Here is a 16,065-nt window from a genome sequence, read left to right as displayed (position 1 = left end):
ACTGTGGGAGCGGGTTTGCTCGCGAAGACGGTGGCACATTCAACAGGTAAGTGACTGACAGACCGCTTTCGCGAGCAAGCCCGCTCCCACAGGGGATTTCGGTGAACACACTATCTGTGTACGCCTGAGATCAAATGTGGGAGCGGGCTTGCTCGCGAAGAGGCCGGCTCATCCACCACAAGGCTCGGTGTCAGACCGCTAAACAAGCACTGTTTAAACGACACTTCCAGATACTCACTCAGGCTACACATCCTTGCGCCGCTGCCTACGACTACGCCAGAATCCGCCGGCTTGTGCGCCTTGGGTCCGGGCTCTATCGTTTGCCTGTCGCTGAAAAACAGCGAACGGGTTTGGTAGCCCGCCGTCCACATGACGCATAGCGTTACCTTATGCAGGTGCTTTTTCGGCATTTGTTTTTATGGTGGCCATGCGTAGGGTGCCCTCGGGCGCGCCGGTTTTGCCATGTGGGCCGGTCTACCAACCTTCGTATGGCCGCCACCCTTCGTTTGGTAGCGAGGGTGATGGCTCCTTTAATCACATATGGAGTTCCATCTATGTTCAAAGCAACGCCAAATCCTCCGGAAACCGACGACGTTTCCCCCTACGAATCCCTCGATTCCAAAAAACTCCACGAAGCCGCAGACCGCGCCCTCGACCACTACCTCAAGCCACCCATCCCCAAAGACACCAAGCGCAAACCCAGCACCATTTACCATGTGGGTGAGAAGGTCGATAACGAAACCCTGCTGGTCAACGCCTGCGAAACCCTGGCATCAGCGAGCATGATGCTCAGTGAGTTCGCCGGATTGATGGACATGCCACATCGCAACATGATGTTGGGGATTCAATCGGTGGTCATGCTCGGTGAGTTGGCCGTCAACCGGGTGCTGGATAACTTCGATCCGCAAGGCTAGCGAAGAACCTGTGGGAGCGGGCTTGCTCGCGAAGGCGTCCTGTCAGCAGATAAATACTTGGCTGACACTCCGCTTTCGCGAGCAAGCCCGCTCCCACACTTTATTGGTGTACACAGAACATTCCGCGCAATTCCCACCTCCTGTAATGAAGCTTTTATGACAAAAGTTCGGTAGCTCATCGCCATTCCGGTCATGCCTATGTAACGCGCTTGAGGGGGCCGCAAGGCCACTTTTCCAGCCGAGGGCGGGAAGCCGGGAGTGAGGCAATGGGGACTATGGAACGCTACTCGAAAGTGGGCATGCAAGAACTCGATCAACGCCTGTCGAAGATCGTCGAAGCCGCGCGCAAGAAGCCGGTTTCGGTCTATCGCTACGGCGCGCCGTGGGTTTGGATCGTCTCCCAGGACGACTGGCAGGGCGCCTTGAAAGAAGTGACCAGCTACATCCCGCCGGGCCATTCACTGGTGCTGCTGCGCCCGCAAATCGATGAACTGCTCGAAGCTCACCGCGACATCCTGCACGGCCTCAATGCCGAGCCCGGCATGCTCATCGCCCCGCAAACGGTCATGCACATTCTGCTGCTGCAGTTGCTCTATTCGGTGCCCAGCGAGCAGCAACTCTATGAACAGCTCAATTACAACCTGCTGTTCCGCTGGTTCGTCGGCCTGGACCTGAACCAGAAGGTCTGGGGCTTCAACGTATTGAGCCGCGACATCGCCACGCTGCTGAACAACCCGCGGGCGGTGCAGCTGATCCAGAAAATCATTGGCGAAGTGTTCTGCGGTGCCTTACTGCAAATGCCCGAGTTCTCCTTGAACTTCGCGCTGCTGCACACCTGGCTGGGCAAACACGCCGCGACGTCGACAACAAGCAATTGAGTGGGCCGAACGCTGGGCAAACAGCGACGGTCATTTCGAATTCAGGGGGTGGTGTGGAGCATCTTTTCAAGTCACGGCTGGCGCTGTGGGGCTGGCTGCTGGTGGCGGCCGGCGCGCAGCCGGTATTCGCCGAAGACGCGGCAACCGCGGCGCCGACAAAGTTGGTCGATGTGAACGAATACTTCGTGCGCGGTAACACCGTGCTCGATGCCCGGGCGATCGAAGAAGCGGTGTACCCGTTCCTCGGCCCGCAAAAGACTCTGAACGATATCGAAGGCGCCCGCGAAGCCTTGCAGAAGGCTTATCAGGCCCGTGGTTATCAGTCGGTGTTCGTCGAGTTGCCGGAGCAGAAAGTCGAGGACGGTATTGTCTATTTGCAGGTCAGCGAAACCAAAGTCGGCCGGGTGCGGGTGGTCGGCGCCAAACACTATTCGCCCGTGGACATCCGCGAAGACGTGCCGGCTCTGAAGGAAGGCGAAGTACCGGACTTCAGCAAGGTCCAGGGCGAGCTGGCACAACTCAACAAAACCCCGGGCCGACAGGTGATGCCGCTGGTGCGTGAAGGTCAGCGCCCCGGCACCATGGATGTGGACTTGCAGGTCGAGGACCAGAACCCGTGGCAGGCCAGCGTCGGGCTGAACAACGATTACAGCGCCGACACCGAGAAACTTCGCGCGGTCACCAGCCTGGGTTACAACAACCTCTGGCAACTGGGTCACAGCATCTCGCTGACCTATTTCACCGCCCCCCAAGACACCGACAACGCCAAGGTCTGGTCCGGTTCCTACACCGCGCCGTTGAACGAGCGTTGGAGCCTGCAACTGTCCGGTTATCAATCCGATAGCAACGTCGCGACCATTGGTGGCAGCAACGTGTTGGGCAAGGGCCATTCCTACGGGATCTCGGCGATCTACACGCTGCCGTCCAGCGGCAACTGGTCCAACTCGTTCTCGGCCGGGATCGACTTCAAGGACTTCGACGAGCGCCTGACCCTGGCCGGCGAGAGCGACAACGTGCCGCTGCAGTACGCACCGTTCACCTTCGCCTACAACGGCTTTCGCTACACCGAAAACTCCCAATTGGGCCTTGGCCTGAGTCTGGTGGCCGGCACTCGCAGCCTGTTCGGTTATGGCAGTTCCGACGAAGACTTCGACTACAAACGCTACCGCGCAAGCCCCAGTTTCGCCGTGCTCAAGGGCGACACCAACTACACCTTCACCTTCGGCAATGACTGGCAGACCGCAACCAAAGCCGCGTTCCAGCTGGCATCCGGGCCGTTGGTTTCCAACGAACAATTCTCTGCCGGTGGCGCGACTTCGGTGCGCGGTTATCTGGCCGCCGAGCGCACCGGTGATGACGGTTACCTGTTGTCCCAGGAGCTGCGCACGCCGTCCCTCGCCAAGTACCTGGGCACTTACGTTCAGGAGTGGCGCTTCTACGCCTTTGCCGAAGGCGCCCAGCTGTACCTGCGTGACGAGCTCCCCGATCAGGACGCCGATTACGCCCTGGCCAGTGTCGGCCTGGGCACCCGCGCGAGCTTGAGCAAATGGCTGTCCGGCAGCGTGGATTGGGGCTACCCGCTGCTCGAAGGGCCGAACACCTCGAAACAGGAATCGCGCCTGCACTTCAACCTGCAAGCGACGTTCTGAACCTACGGAGTAATTTTTCATGCAGCGCATATTCATCGCTTTCCTGATCTGCCTGGGCTTCGTGCTCCCGGCCACCGCCCAGGCCTGGTGGCAGGACGACTGGCATTACCGCAAACAGATTTCGGTGGACACCACGCCCCAGGGCGCGGCGATCAACGAGACGCTGGGGCGCACGGCGCTGCTGGTGCGCCTGCACACCGGCAACTTCACCTTCGATGGGGTCAAGGAGGACGGTTCGGACCTGCGCTTTGTCGCCGCCGATGACAAGACCGTGTTCAACCACCAGATCGAAAGCTTCGATCCGCTGATGGGCATGGCGCTGATCTGGGTCGATGTGCCTGTTATTACGGGCGGCCAGCGGCAAGACTTCTGGATGTATTACGGCAACCAGAAAGCCCCGGCCACCGGCAACGGTCAACTGACCTTCGACACGAACTTCACTGCGCTCTATCACTTCGACGGCGCCAACGGCACACCGCCCAAGGACACCACTGCCTACGGCAACACCGCGCAAAGCGCTACCGGCGCGAGCATCGACGGCGTGATGGGGCGGGCGTTGCAATTCAGTGGCCAGCCGTTGCTGTTGCCAGGCAGTCCATCGCTGCAACACAACGCCGGCAGCGCGTTCACCTTCAGTGCCTGGTTGCGTCTGGATCAGGCCAATGGCGAACAAGTGGTTTTGGCAAGACGGGAAGGGGCCAATAACCTCTTGCTGGGTCTGAACCAGGGCATGCCGTTCGTGGAAATCGACGGCCAGCGCGCCGTGTCCACTCAACCGTTGAACCCCGGTCAATGGCAGCACCTGGCGCTGACGGCCGAGGGCAGCAAGGTCTCGCTGTATGTCAACGGCCGTGAAACCGCGAGCCTTGCAGTCGCGATGCCGGCGTTCAATTCAGTCATGGCCATCGGTGCCGATCTGCCGAGCGAAACCGCAGGCACGTATCAGCCCTTCACCGGCGCCATCGATGAGTTGCGTTTGTCCAAGGTCGCCCGGCCTGCCGCGCAGTTGCTGGCAGACGCCAATTCCCAGGGAGCCGAGTCGAAACTGGTGGCTTACGGCGTCGATGAAGAACAATCGGGTTACGGCTTCGGCAGCCTGGGTTTTCTGCTCAACGCCGTGCCGGTGGATGCCTGGGTGATCATCGCGGTGCTAGTGCTGATGATGTTCCAGTCGTGGGTCATCATGATCCGCAAGAACCGCATGGTCAGCCGCCTCAGCGCCGCCAACGAAGCATTCCGTGAGCAGTTCGCCAAGGTCGGTACGCGCTTGGAGATGTTCGCCGACGATCAAGACCTCGCCCAGCGTTTGCAGCACTCATCCCTGTGGCGTTTGTATCAAGTGGCGGTGAAGGAAATCCGTACCCGCCGCGAGCAGGGCGCCGACACCTCATCGGTCTCGGCCGCGACCATCGAAGCGATTCGCTGCTCCATGGACGGCGTGCGCACCCGCGAGAATCAGGCACTCAGTTCAAAACTCTCGACCTTGTCCAACGCCATTGCCGGCGGCCCGTACATCGGCCTGCTCGGCACGGTGTTGGGGATCATGGTGGTGTTCCTCGGCACGGCCATGGCCGGTGACGTCAACATCAACGCCATTGCCCCGGGCATGGCCGCCGCGTTGCTGGCCACCGCCATGGGCCTGTTCGTCGCGATCCCGGCGCTGTTTGGCTACAACCGGCTGATCACCCGCAACAAGGAAGTCAGCGCCGACATGCGGGTATTCGTCGATGAGTTCATCACGCGCCTGGCGGAGATGCACGGCGAAAGCCAGTCCAGTGAATCGGCCCATCGCCGCGGCAATCACACCCACGCCTCCGTACCGGCCTGAGGAGCACTGACATGGCTAGCGTCAATACCTCCCACGACGATGACGATGATGCCGCGGTAGACAGCATCAACATCACGCCCTTGGTGGACGTGCTGATGGTGGTGCTGGTGATGTTCATCCTCACCGCCACCGCCCAGGTTTCCGGCATCCAGATCAACCTGCCCAAGGCCAGTGCCTCGGTGTCGCTGTCCGAAGCCAAGACCAAGGCGATCTCGGTCAACGATGGCGGCCAGGTGTTTCTCGATGCCTACCCGGTGACCCTGGCGGAGCTCGAAGACCGCTTGCGCATCGAGAAGGCGCAGAACCCTGACTTCCCGGTGATCGTGCGCGGCGACGCCACGGTGCAGTACCAGAAAGTCATCGAGGTACTGGACCTGTTGCGCCGGCTTGAACTGTCCCAGGTCGGTCTCGTCACCGGCAAACCGACCCAGGGCTGACCATGACCGCACAACAACCCTTTAAACCAATGCCGGTAAAACCGTCGCCCCTGCGCTTTGTGAAGTGGGGCACCGGTCTGCTGCTGGGCGCTGTGGCCGTGTGGTTTATCTGGCAGTGGGCCAACGACATGAGTGGCATCCGCCGCGAAGCGCCGAAGGTGCCGACGATTATTCCGTTGCCACCACCGCCACCTCCGCCGCCGGAAAAACCGCCGGAGCCGGAAACCCCCGTGGAAGAAAAAATGGTCGAGCCCGAACCGACCCCGGAACCGGAGGAGGTCAAGCCCGAGGAGGAAGCGCCGCCATCGCCCGCCGATGACCTGGCCAACCCGATGCAAATGGACGGCGACGCCCAGTCCGGCAACGACGCCTTCAACGTCGGCGCCGGCAAGGGCGGCGGCATGGCCGGTGCCGGAGGCGGGCGTCTGGGCAATGGCACGTACAGCCAGTTTTTGGCGTTCACCTTTCAGCGCTTGCTGCGGGAAAACCCGGACCTGCGCAACCTGGCTTTTTCGCTGCAGACCGAGGTCTGGCTGAGCAGCGTGGGCGAGATCACCCGGGTTGAGTTGGTGAAGTCCAGCGGCAACCCGGAAGTCGACGCCCAGGTGCTCGCGGCGTTGCGCGGCGCGCCGCATTTAACCGAACGGCCACCGGCCTCCATGACCTTGCCTGTGCGCCTGTCCCTGCAAGGGCGGCGTCCGGGTTAACCGAACATTTTCAGGTTTTGCCAAAAGGAGTTGTGTGCAGATGATTTCCAACGTGAATCGATTGTCCCTGGCGGTCGGCATGGTCATTGCGACCCTGGTCGGGCACGCAGCGGCAGCCCCTGCGCCCTCGGAAAACGCCACGATCAATCTGATCCGCTTGCTGGTGCAACAGGGTGTATTGAAGCAGGAACAGGCCGATGGGCTGATCGCTCAGGCGGAAAAAGAAGCGGTGCAAGCGCGTCAGGCCAGCACTGCGGTCGCTGCTGTCTCTGCCGGCCCGGCGGCTGCGCCCGGCGATGTGCGGGTGCAGTATGTACCGGCCGCGGTGCGCGATCAGATCCGCGACCAGGTCAAGGCCGAAGTCATGGCCACCGCCAAACAGGAAAACTGGGCCCAGCCCAACACTTTCCCTGAGTGGGTCTCGCGCATCAGCTTCGACGGCGACATTCGCCTGCGAGACGAGTCGCGCTACTACTCGGGCACCAACAGTAACGAAATCGTCGACTTCGCCAAGCTCAACAACAACGGCCCGTACGACGTGAATCCCAACAGCAGCACCAATCTGCCGCCGTTGCTCAACACCCGCGAAGACCGAGAAAACCTGTTCCGCCTGCGGGCGCGGCTGGGCATGAAAGCGGTGATCTCGCCCGAATGGACCGCCGGCATCCGCATAGGCACCGGTTCGGACAACAACCCGGTGTCCACCACCCAGACCCTCGGCGGCGGTTTCGGCAAAAAAGACATCTGGCTCGATCAGGGTTACCTGACCTGGAAACCGTCCGATCAGTTGACGTTGACTGGCGGGCGGATCGCCAATCCATTCTTCTCCACCGACATGCTCTATTCCACCGACCTGAATTTCGACGGCGTGGCGGCGATTTTCGACCACAAGCTCAACCGCGATTGGGGCTTGTTCGGCACCGTCGGTGCGTTCCCGGTGGAGTACACCAACGACACCAGCAGCAGCAACGGTTTCGACAAGGAAGAGAGCGACAACAAGTGGCTGTACGGCGCGCAGATCGGCGCCAACTGGGCGATCAACAGCAACAACCGCTTGAAAGGCGCGTTGGCCTATTACCGTTTCGACGACATCGAAGGCCAGCGCTCCAGTCCTTGCGAGCCCTGGGCCGGCGCACCGGGTTGCGACACCGACGGCAGCCGCTCGGCGTTCATGCAAAAGGGCAACAGCGTGTTCCTGCTGCGCGACATCACGCCGAACCCGCTCAACCCGTCCACCACGCCGCAACCGCAATTCGTCGGCCTGGCCTCGGAGTTCAACCTGCTGGACCTCAACCTGGTGTGGGACACCGACCTGCCGGAAGACTTCAAGCTGCGCAGCCAGGCCAATTATGTGCACAACCTCGGCTACGACGAAGGCGAGATGCGCAAGCGCTCGGCCGGGCAAATCGTCAACAACCTCGACAGCGATGGCGAGGTGGAAAGCGGTGCCAATGCCTGGATGGTCCAGTTCACTCTCGGCAACTCACTGGACTTGAAGAAGCAGGGCGACTGGAATTTCTTCGCCGGCTACAAATACATCCAGCCGGACGCCTTGCCGGACGGTTTCAACGACTCGTCGTTCCACCTTGGGGGCACCAATGCTAAGGGCTACTTCCTTGGCGGCAATTACGGCCTGGCCAAGAACGTCTCCGCCACCGGTCGCTGGTTGAGTTCCGAAGCGGTGTACGGCGCGCCGTTCGACATCGACGTCTTGCAGCTTGAAATCAACACGCGCTTCTAAGGCGCAGGGAGAGGGTTATGAACACTCGATTTTTGCTGCTGGGGCTGGGGTTATTGATCGCACAGGGGGCGAGCGCCGAAGGCATGGAAGAGCGCCTGCGCACCCAGCTGCGCAGCACTACCCAGCAGCTGCAAACCCTGCAAAGCCAGCAAGCTCAGGCCAGCGCCGCGCAAGTGGCGGCTGAGAGTCAAGCCAAGGCTGCACAGGCGCAAATCAAGCAACTGACGGCGGAATTGGCCAAGGTCAAAGGCGTGGCCGAACAACTGGCCGGCCAGCACGACAGCCTGCAAAGCCAGGCCCAGGCGCAAGCGGCGGCTAGCAGCGAGCAGGTCGGCAAGTTCAAGAAGGCTTACGAAGAACTGTTGGTGATGGCACGGGGCAAAGAAGCCGAACGCGCCCGGCTCGAGACGCAATTGGCTGAACGTGACACACAAATGCAGCAATGTTCAGTCAAGAATCAACAGATGTACGGCGTGGCCAAGGAGATCCTCGCGGCCTACGAAAAGATCGACGTCGCCGAAGTGATGAAGATCCGCCAACCGTTCGCAGGCGCAGCCAGGGTCAAGTTCGAAGAACTGGCCCAGGGTTTTGGCGACGAACTCTACAAGACGCAATTCGACGCGCCCCAGGCCGCGATCGCTCATTGAATGACAGGGAAGAACTTCACATGACTCAATTGATCAGCCACGTATCGCCACAATCCCTTACCGACGTGCTGCAAGCCGCCGGTTACCGGGTCAACCAAACCGAACAGAACGGCATCGTGCAGTTGCTCAGCGCAAGCCAGGGCATCGGCTACGCGGTGCGTTTCGGCAACCCGGCGGCCGAGCAGGGCAGCTACGTCGACTTCACCTTCAGCTGCGCCTTGCGGGTGCAGGGCGAGTTGCCGGCCGGGCTGGCAGAACTGTGGAATGCATCGCGACGCTTTGCCCGGTTGTCGGTGCAGGGCGAGTTTCTGGTGATGGAGATGGACGTGGTGGTCGCCGCCGGCGTGAGTGACGATCACCTGCGCGGCAACCTTGAACTGTGGGATCGCTTGCTTCAGGAGTTCATCGTTTACCTGCGTGAATACAGCCAGAACGCTGCGCAATTGGAGGCCCAGGCTGAAACCGTCGAGGCCCCTGCGCAAGAGGTGCCAGCCCTGTGAAAAAACGCACGGTAGTGGCCGGCGCAGGTGCGTTGGCCGTGCTGGTGATTGCTGTTGCGTTGGGACTGCGTCCGCGTAACGACCCGATCGCCGCTCAGCAGCCGGCGCCATCGGCGGGATTGGCAACGAGTGAGCCTGCGGTCGCGCGCCTGGGCAATCAGCAGGTCGCCCCCGAAGAACTCAAAGCGCTGCTTGCCACCTTGCCAACGGAAGCTCGCGAACAACTGCGGGCCAATCGCGGGGCGCTGGAAAGCTGGATTCGCTCGCGCCTGGCCGAAAAAGCCGTGCTCGAACAGGCCGACGCTCAAGGCTGGCGTCAGCGCCCGGAGGTCGAGCGACAAACCCGCGCCGCTACCGAGCAGATCGTCTTTCGCGACTACTTGCAGTCGGTCAGTCAGGTGCCGACCGACTACCCCAGTGCCGTTGAATTGCAGCAGGCGTATGAGTCCGGAAAGGCTGGTTGGGTGACGCCGCCGATGTACCGGGTCAGTCAGATTTTCCTCGGCGTGGCCGATCAGAAGACGCTCGAAAGCGTGCGCAAACAAGCGCTCGAACTGAGCAAAAAAGCCCAGGCTGCACCGACGGAATTTGCGGCGTTGGCGAGTCAGTATTCGCAGGACCGAGCCAGCGCCGAACGGGGCGGCGACACCGGGCTGCAACCATTGCAGCAACTGGTGCCGGAAGTCCGTGGCGCGGTGTCGCGACTTAAGATCGGTGCGGTGTCGGAGCCGGTGCAGAGCGCGGCGGGTTTCCATGTGATCAAACTCACCGAGCAGCAACCGGCCCGCACCGCGACCTTGGAAGAACTGCGCGAACGCCTGACCCAGGCCTTGCGTGCCCAGCGTCAGGAACAGATCGCCAAGGCCTATCTGGAAGGGATGCTCAATACGGCGACGTTGAGTATTGATGGGGCGGTGTTGAATAAGGTTCTGGAGGAGAAACTTTAGTTTGGCGGTGTGGCGCAGGGGGCCTTCGCCATCGACCAACCCTATCTACCCCAATCGCAACGCACGCTCAAAACCAACAAAGATCGACAGGGAGTCATCGATGTCATTCATAGAACCCTCAGGACGTCAGGGTGTTGTCGAATACCGATCCCCACAGGGGGCATCCGAATCTTGGCTGGCACTGGCCGCCGGGATCGATGCCGAGGTGGCGCAATATTTTCTGGTCAGCGCCCGTTGTGGCTGTTTCATGCAGGCCGCGCGCAGCCTCAATGTGCGGGCGACCCTGCTGCGCAAGCACTTGGCGCAACTGGAAGAACAATTGAAACGTTCGCTGTTCAAATTCCAGGGCAGCGCGCTGACCTTGAGTCGTGACGGCCAGCAGTTGCAGGCGCAGTTGGTCGCGTTGGCGCATGAGCGCAAATTACCGGTTATTGAACAGCCGTTGATTCGCCTGGCCGTGGCCGAATCAATCCTGCACGACATCCTCGGCCGCGACCTGGTCTCGCTGCTGCGGCGCAACGCCAGCGTACGCCTGGACATCATCTCGCTGGACAGCGAACTGTCCCTGCGAGCGATCAGCGCCGATGTGGTGGTGTGGCTGGCAGGCACCGATTCGCCGTTGCCAGGCCCCAGTTTTACCATCAGCGAGCCCCAGCGTCTGGCACGGCTGGACTATCTGCCGCACATCGCCAAACGCTATTCACGAGTCGCGGCGCGGCCGGACAGCCTGGGTGACCTGGCCGATTTCATGCTGGTGCAATGGCAGCACGACCGCCATGTCGCCACTTTTGGGCCATGGAACAATCTGGTGGAGCAGCGTCTGGCAGGGGTGGTGCAGCTGCATTCCTATGAACTGATGCTGGAGATGATCCGTTGCAGCGCCTGCATCGGTCTGCTGCCGCACTACATCAGCCAGTTCGACCGAGGGTTGGTGGCATTGCCTGGGCTCTTCAAACAACCGATGCAACGCCAGGTGTGGATGGCGGTCAATGCCGACTCCCGGAAAGAGGCTGAGGTGCAGAACATCGCCGAGTTGATCCACAACACGTTCAGTGAGCGACGGGAGTGGTTCGAGTAGGTCCTGGATTACATCGTTTCCCTGTGGCGAGGGGGCAAGCCCCCTCGCCACAAAGGTTTGCACCGTTATAGAGTAGGCGGCCATGCACGCATCAAGGACGAAACATTCATGCCCTCCGACTCCGTCATTACCCTCGAACGCTTCAACGAATCCCACATCGAGGGCATCACCGCGCTCTACAACGACCCGGCTGTGGCCCGGCAAGTGCTGCAAATGCCGTTTCAGTCCACCGAGGTCTGGCGCCAACGCCTGATGGCGGACAACGAGCGGGCGGTGAAACTGGTGGCGCTATACCAGGGATCGGTCATCGGCAACATTGGCCTGGAACAGTTCTCGCGGATCCGCCGCAGCCACGCCGGCAGCTTCGGCATGGCTGTCGCCGTGGCTTGGCAGGGCAAGGGTGTCGGTTCGAAACTGCTGGCAGCAGCGCTGGACATCGCCGACAACTGGATGAATCTGCAACGGGTCGAGCTCTCGGTGTACGCCGACAATGAAGCGGCCATCGGCCTGTACCAGAAATTCGGCTTCGAGACCGAAGGCCTGTTCCGCGATTACGCCGTGCGTGACGGCCGGCTGGTCGATACCCTGAGCATGGCGCGCCTGCGTCGCACGCTCAAGGCAGATTGACTCAGTCGCCCAACGCGAACGCCACCGCCGCCTGCGCGTGCAGTTCGGTGGTGTCGAGCAAGGGCAGGACGCTGTGCTCGGGCTTGATCAGCAGGCCGATTTCGGTACAGCCGAGGATGATCGCCTGGGCGCCGCGCTCGGTCAGCGATTCGATCACACGTTGATAGACCTGGCGTGAAGCCTCGCTGATCACCCCGACGCACAACTCGTCATAGATGATCCGGTGCACGGCCTGGCGCTCCTCGGCCTCCGGTACCAGCACCGTCAGACCCTTGGCCGTCAGGCGCGCCTTGAGAAAGTCTTGCTCCATGGTGAACGCAGTGCCCAGCAAACCCACCCGCAGCGCACCGGCGTCCAGTGCCGCTTGGCCAGCCGGATCGGCAATGTGCAGGAACGGAATATCGATCGCTGCCTGAATCTGCCCGGCCACCTTGTGCATGGTGTTGGTACACAGCACCACGCACTCGGCGCCACCCGCCTGCAGACGCCGGGCCGCATCCACCAGAATCGCCGCCGCGTCGTCCCAACGGCCGGCATGCTGGGCTTGTTCGACAGGGCCGAAGTCGACGCTGTACATCAGCAATTTCGCCGAACGCAACGGCCCGAGGCGGTCGCGTACCTGCTGGTTGATAAGACGGTAATACTCGGCGCTGGACTCCCAGCTCATGCCGCCGATAAGGCCGATGGTGCGCATTGGATTTCCTCAGGTTTTGGCCTGTTTCAATGGGGCAGGCCTGAAGGGAGTTTCCGTTTGTCCAACGGCGGATACCAGCGAAAATCAACTGTACCGCTCATCTTTCAGTGAAGTGTCATGCTGCTTTTTTATCTACCGAGCCTTTATAGCCGTTCGCACCTTTTCCGTACGCGAGCTGTCAGCATCTGCCATGCTCAAAGTCCGCAGCACCGCTCCAACCAAAGGAACACCGCAATGGACGACGTACAGCAATTGGGCGAGATGCTTCGCCACTATGCAGATAGCGAAGCGCACAAGAAGCAACTGTTTGAAACGCAATCGGCCGTGTGGGCGACGCGCATTGGTGAGTTGTTCGATCAGATCCAGCAGTGGTTGGCACCGGTTCTGGCGCCGAACCTGTTGGAAGTGAGCCGCGAGGCGTATGTCGCGTCCGGGCCGAGCGTTCCGGCGGAGACGTCGACGTTCAAGACCGAGAAACTGAGCATCGTCATCGCCGGGAAACCGGTGGAGTTCGTGCCGGATGTGATGGGTGCAGGTGGGCAGATTTCCCTGGCAGTGATGGGGTTGACCGCGGCGCGTTATGGCAGCATTTCGCTGGTGTGCCTGCCACCGTCCAGCGATTGGCAATGGCGCAAGACCAATGGCTTGAAAGACCCGGACGTCTTTGCCTTCGATGCGAATTTCCTGGCGCAGCAGCTGCAGGGCCTGATTCCCCGCGAGCGCGGCTGAAAGATAAATCCGCTGAAGATGCACTCAAGGGGTTGGCCGGGATGAGCGTGTTGTATGGGCGGTCGGTAATTGAGCCGCGGCCGTTGTTTCGACGGCGCTGAAACCTGTGGCGAGGGGACTTGCCCCAATGCTGGCGAGTTAAGAATTTTGAGCGACGAAAATCCTGTGGGAGCGTGGCTTGCCCGCGAAGGGGCCTTTGAATATTGCCGCGATCACTTCAATGGTTGCAGCAACAGATGAATATTGTGTTTTTTGATAACAATGTGCCGGGCATTGGCTATACCTGTAATTCCCGTATGCGATATTGTTGCCCGGCCCTCTGACAGGAGTTACAAGCATGAAGCTTGCGTTAATGATGAGCACACTGTGCATCGCCTCTATCGGGGTGGTGGGTTGCTCCAGCAAAGTCGTCGAGCCAGACCAGTATTCCGGCTTTCTCAAGGACTACAGTCAGCTCAAGGAAGCCAAATCGCCATCGGGTGCCGTGGTGATGCGCTGGATGGACCCCAAGCTCGATATCAACAAATACACCAGTGTCTACATCGAGCCGACTCAGCTTTACCCCAAGCCGCAACCGACGGTGAAAATTCCTCAGGCCACGCTGAATGGAATTACCAGCTACTACGATCAGGCACTCAAACGCGAAGTGGGTAAATCGCTGCCACTGGCCTCCGGCCCCGGCCCTGGCGTTATGGTGGTGCGTGCGGCGATCACCGCCGTCAGCAGCAAGACCGAAGGCCTCAAGCCTTACGAAGTCATCCCGATCGCCCTGGTGGCAGCCGCAGTCAGCACTGCCACCGGTATTCGCGACCAGGAAACCGATCTGGCCACCGAAGCGGTATTTCTCGATGGCGGCAACAACAAAGTCCTCGCCCAGGTCGTGCGCAAGGGCACCGGCAAACCGCTGGAAAACGTAGATCAGGTGATGAAGCCCAATGACGTGAAAAACGTGATCGATGGCTGGGCGTCGGACCTGCATCAGTCGTATCTGAAGCTCAAGTCCAAGTAATGCGGCGGGGCTGAGGGCTTCTTCGCGAGCAGGCTAGCTCCCACATTGATTCTGTTTCGATCACGGATTTTGTGTACGCCAGAGATCAAGTGTGGGAGCGAGCTTGCTCGCGAAAGCGGTCCTTCAGGTGTGCTTCAGTGTTTCTTCGCCTGCGCACGCACGCGTTCTTCCTGCTCCCGCAGCTCTGGTGTGAACTCGGCACCGAAGTCTTCGGCCTCGTATACCTGGCGAATCTCGATCTCGGCTTCAGTGCCCGGCATCGGGTTGGGGCAGCGCTTGACCCACTCGATCGCTTCCTCTTTCGACTTCACCTGCCACAGCCAATAGCCGGCGATCAGCTCTTTGGTTTCGGCGAACGGGCCGTCGATTACTGTGCGCTGGTCACCTGAAAAGCGCACCCGGGCGCCTTTGCTGCTGGGCTGCAGGCCATCGCACTCGATGAGAATACCGGCCTTTGCCAGTTCCTCGTTGAAATTGCCCATCGCGGTCATCAGTTCTTCGCTGGGCATCACACCGGCCTCCGAATCCGGGCTGGCTTTCACAAGGATCATGAATCGCATGGTCTTATCTCCGTTGGTTTTGAGTGATTCACTGTCTAGTCGAATGGCCATGGGCTTAATCGACAACGCGGCCAAAGAAATCGCTACAAACCTTCTGATACCCCGTAGAGGGATAGGTAGGGTTTTAGCGTGATGATAGTCTGCAAATCCCCTGGCCGATGGGATGCCATGATTCATGCCCGTTCTGCCTTTCGTCATGAACATCAGGTGGCAGTGGGTGAGGGGGGTACGCTGTACACCGACCGTGTGACCTATGCGGCCATGGGCGGCGCACCGTTGGAGTGGCTGCTGGTCAATGCCTACATGCGGCGGATTTTCCAAGCGCGGCACCGCAATATGCTTCGATTGCTGAGCTGACACCTACCTGTCCTGTAGGAGCGAGCGGTGCGGCGATCCGACTTGCCCGCGAATGGAGCACCTCGGTGCAATAGACTGACCGCGTTATCGTTCTTCGCGGGCAAGCCTCGCTCCTACAGGGGGTTGTGTTGTTTGTTAGGTTCGGCAACACAATTTGCTTTGTATTTGGGCATAGGTCCTCAGACCATTTCGTGGTTAACTTCGGCCTCGTCAAAATTCTCTACATCAACGTTCAGAAGGACTCCGTTCATGGCTCAAGTCACTCTTAAAGGCAATCCGGTTCAAGTCAACGGCCAGTTGCCACAAGCCGGTTCCCAGGCGCCAGCCTTTTCCCTGGTTGCCGGCAATTTGTCGGACGTTTCCCTGAAGGATTTCGCCGGCAAGCGCAAAGTGCTGAACATCTTCCCAAGCGTCGACACTCCGACCTGCGCCATGTCCGTGCGCAAGTTCAACGCCCAGGCCAATGACATCGCCAACACCGTTGTGCTGTGCATTTCCGCTGACCTGCCGTTCGCCCAGGCCCGCTTCTGCGGTGCCGAAGGCCTGGAAAATGTGCAAAACCTGTCGACCCTGCGCGGTGCCGAGTTCATCGAGAACTACGGCGTGGCGATCGCCGATGGTCCACTCAAAGGCCTGACTGCCCGTGCCGTCGTGGTGCTGGATGAAAACGACAAGGTCCTGCACAGCGAACTGGTCAAGGAAATCGCTGAAGAGCCGAACTACGACGCAGCACTCGCCGTTCTGAAATAAGCGAAGTATTACA

17 protein-coding genes and 2 pseudogenes are annotated in these 16,065 nt (G+C 60.3%); 17 read left to right on the top strand and 2 right to left on the bottom strand.

Going from position 1 to position 16,065, the window contains the following annotated elements:
- The first annotated feature begins 554 nt into the window (after positions 1 to 554).
- From CKW20_RS15880 to CKW20_RS15825, 12 genes are all read left to right on the top strand, one after another.
- Positions 555 to 914, top strand: coding sequence for a DUF6124 family protein (locus CKW20_RS15880; protein WP_095053765.1), 360 nt, complete (start codon positions 555 to 557; stop codon positions 912 to 914).
- A 266-nt stretch (positions 915 to 1,180) separates the two neighbouring features.
- The gene (locus CKW20_RS15875; RefSeq protein WP_095053764.1) at positions 1,181 to 1,792 is read left to right on the top strand and encodes a transposase; all 612 of its coding nucleotides are present in this window, start codon (positions 1,181 to 1,183) and stop codon (positions 1,790 to 1,792) included.
- Positions 1,793 to 1,845: 53 nt separating this feature from the next.
- Positions 1,846 to 3,441 carry a ShlB/FhaC/HecB family hemolysin secretion/activation protein gene (locus tag CKW20_RS15870; RefSeq protein WP_095053763.1) on the top strand — a complete coding sequence of 532 codons (1,596 nt, stop codon included), beginning with the start codon at positions 1,846 to 1,848 and terminating at the stop codon, positions 3,439 to 3,441.
- 19 nt (positions 3,442 to 3,460) lie between these two features.
- The gene (locus tag CKW20_RS15865; protein WP_095053762.1) at positions 3,461 to 5,269 is read left to right on the top strand and encodes a DUF2341 domain-containing protein; all 1,809 of its coding nucleotides are present in this window, start codon (positions 3,461 to 3,463) and stop codon (positions 5,267 to 5,269) included.
- A gap of 11 nt (positions 5,270 to 5,280) precedes the next feature.
- Complete coding sequence (locus CKW20_RS15860) at positions 5,281 to 5,706, top strand: biopolymer transporter ExbD (protein WP_007901242.1); 426 nt, start codon at positions 5,281 to 5,283, stop codon at positions 5,704 to 5,706.
- Positions 5,707 to 5,708: 2 nt separating this feature from the next.
- Positions 5,709 to 6,413, top strand: coding sequence for an energy transducer TonB (locus CKW20_RS15855; protein WP_095053761.1), 705 nt, complete (start codon positions 5,709 to 5,711; stop codon positions 6,411 to 6,413).
- Positions 6,414 to 6,453: 40 nt separating this feature from the next.
- Entirely contained in the window at positions 6,454 to 8,154 is a 1,701-nt protein-coding gene (locus tag CKW20_RS15850) for a putative porin (RefSeq protein ID WP_095053760.1), read from the top strand.
- A 17-nt stretch (positions 8,155 to 8,171) separates the two neighbouring features.
- Positions 8,172 to 8,801 (top strand): DNA repair protein, encoded by a 630-nt coding sequence (locus tag CKW20_RS15845; protein WP_095053759.1) that lies wholly within the window; start codon positions 8,172 to 8,174, stop codon positions 8,799 to 8,801.
- A gap of 20 nt (positions 8,802 to 8,821) precedes the next feature.
- A complete protein-coding gene (locus tag CKW20_RS15840) occupies positions 8,822 to 9,301 on the top strand; it encodes a YbjN domain-containing protein (RefSeq protein WP_095053758.1) in 480 nt (159 codons plus the stop codon).
- Positions 9,298 to 10,248 (top strand): peptidylprolyl isomerase, encoded by a 951-nt coding sequence (locus CKW20_RS15835; protein ID WP_095053757.1) that lies wholly within the window; start codon positions 9,298 to 9,300, stop codon positions 10,246 to 10,248. The genes CKW20_RS15840 and CKW20_RS15835 overlap by 4 nt, the downstream gene beginning before the upstream one ends.
- A gap of 100 nt (positions 10,249 to 10,348) precedes the next feature.
- Positions 10,349 to 11,326, top strand: coding sequence for a LysR family transcriptional regulator (locus tag CKW20_RS15830; protein WP_095053756.1), 978 nt, complete (start codon positions 10,349 to 10,351; stop codon positions 11,324 to 11,326).
- A 108-nt stretch (positions 11,327 to 11,434) separates the two neighbouring features.
- On the top strand, positions 11,435 to 11,953 hold the full coding sequence (locus CKW20_RS15825) for a GNAT family N-acetyltransferase (protein ID WP_095053755.1): 519 nt from the start codon (positions 11,435 to 11,437) through the stop codon (positions 11,951 to 11,953).
- Position 11,954: 1 nt separating this feature from the next.
- Here the strand turns inward: CKW20_RS15825 and CKW20_RS15820 are convergent, their stop codons facing one another.
- A complete protein-coding gene (locus CKW20_RS15820; protein ID WP_095053754.1) occupies positions 11,955 to 12,647 on the bottom strand; it encodes an aspartate/glutamate racemase family protein in 693 nt (230 codons plus the stop codon).
- A gap of 234 nt (positions 12,648 to 12,881) precedes the next feature.
- On the opposite strand from CKW20_RS15820, the gene CKW20_RS15815 reads away from it, so the two are divergent.
- The 3 genes and pseudogenes from CKW20_RS15815 (at position 12,882) to CKW20_RS15805 (ending at position 14,385) form a co-directional block, all read left to right on the top strand.
- A complete protein-coding gene (locus CKW20_RS15815; RefSeq protein ID WP_095053753.1) occupies positions 12,882 to 13,376 on the top strand; it encodes a hypothetical protein in 495 nt (164 codons plus the stop codon).
- Positions 13,376 to 13,477 (top strand): annotated as a pseudogene (locus CKW20_RS15810) (oxidoreductase); the annotation flags it as partial. The gene CKW20_RS15815 and the pseudogene CKW20_RS15810, both read left to right, overlap by 1 nt.
- Positions 13,478 to 13,713: 236 nt before the next feature.
- A complete protein-coding gene (locus CKW20_RS15805; protein WP_095053752.1) occupies positions 13,714 to 14,385 on the top strand; it encodes a DUF3313 domain-containing protein in 672 nt (223 codons plus the stop codon).
- 134 nt (positions 14,386 to 14,519) lie between these two features.
- Here CKW20_RS15805 and CKW20_RS15800 read toward each other — a convergent pair whose 3' ends face one another.
- On the bottom strand, positions 14,520 to 14,945 hold the full coding sequence (locus CKW20_RS15800) for a YciI family protein (RefSeq protein ID WP_095053751.1): 426 nt from the start codon (positions 14,943 to 14,945) through the stop codon (positions 14,520 to 14,522).
- Positions 14,946 to 15,131: 186 nt separating this feature from the next.
- On the opposite strand from CKW20_RS15800, the pseudogene CKW20_RS15795 reads away from it, so the two are divergent.
- Positions 15,132 to 15,302: pseudogene (locus CKW20_RS15795) on the top strand (polyketide cyclase); the annotation flags it as partial.
- A 249-nt stretch (positions 15,303 to 15,551) separates the two neighbouring features.
- On the top strand, positions 15,552 to 16,052 hold the full coding sequence (gene tpx / locus CKW20_RS15790) for a thiol peroxidase (RefSeq protein WP_095053750.1): 501 nt from the start codon (positions 15,552 to 15,554) through the stop codon (positions 16,050 to 16,052).
- Positions 16,053 to 16,065: the final 13 nt, after the last annotated feature.

The organism is Pseudomonas sp. Irchel s3b2, assembly GCF_900187445.1.
GTDB lineage: Bacteria > Pseudomonadota > Gammaproteobacteria > Pseudomonadales > Pseudomonadaceae > Aquipseudomonas.
This window is presented reverse-complemented; position numbering and strand designations above follow the sequence as displayed.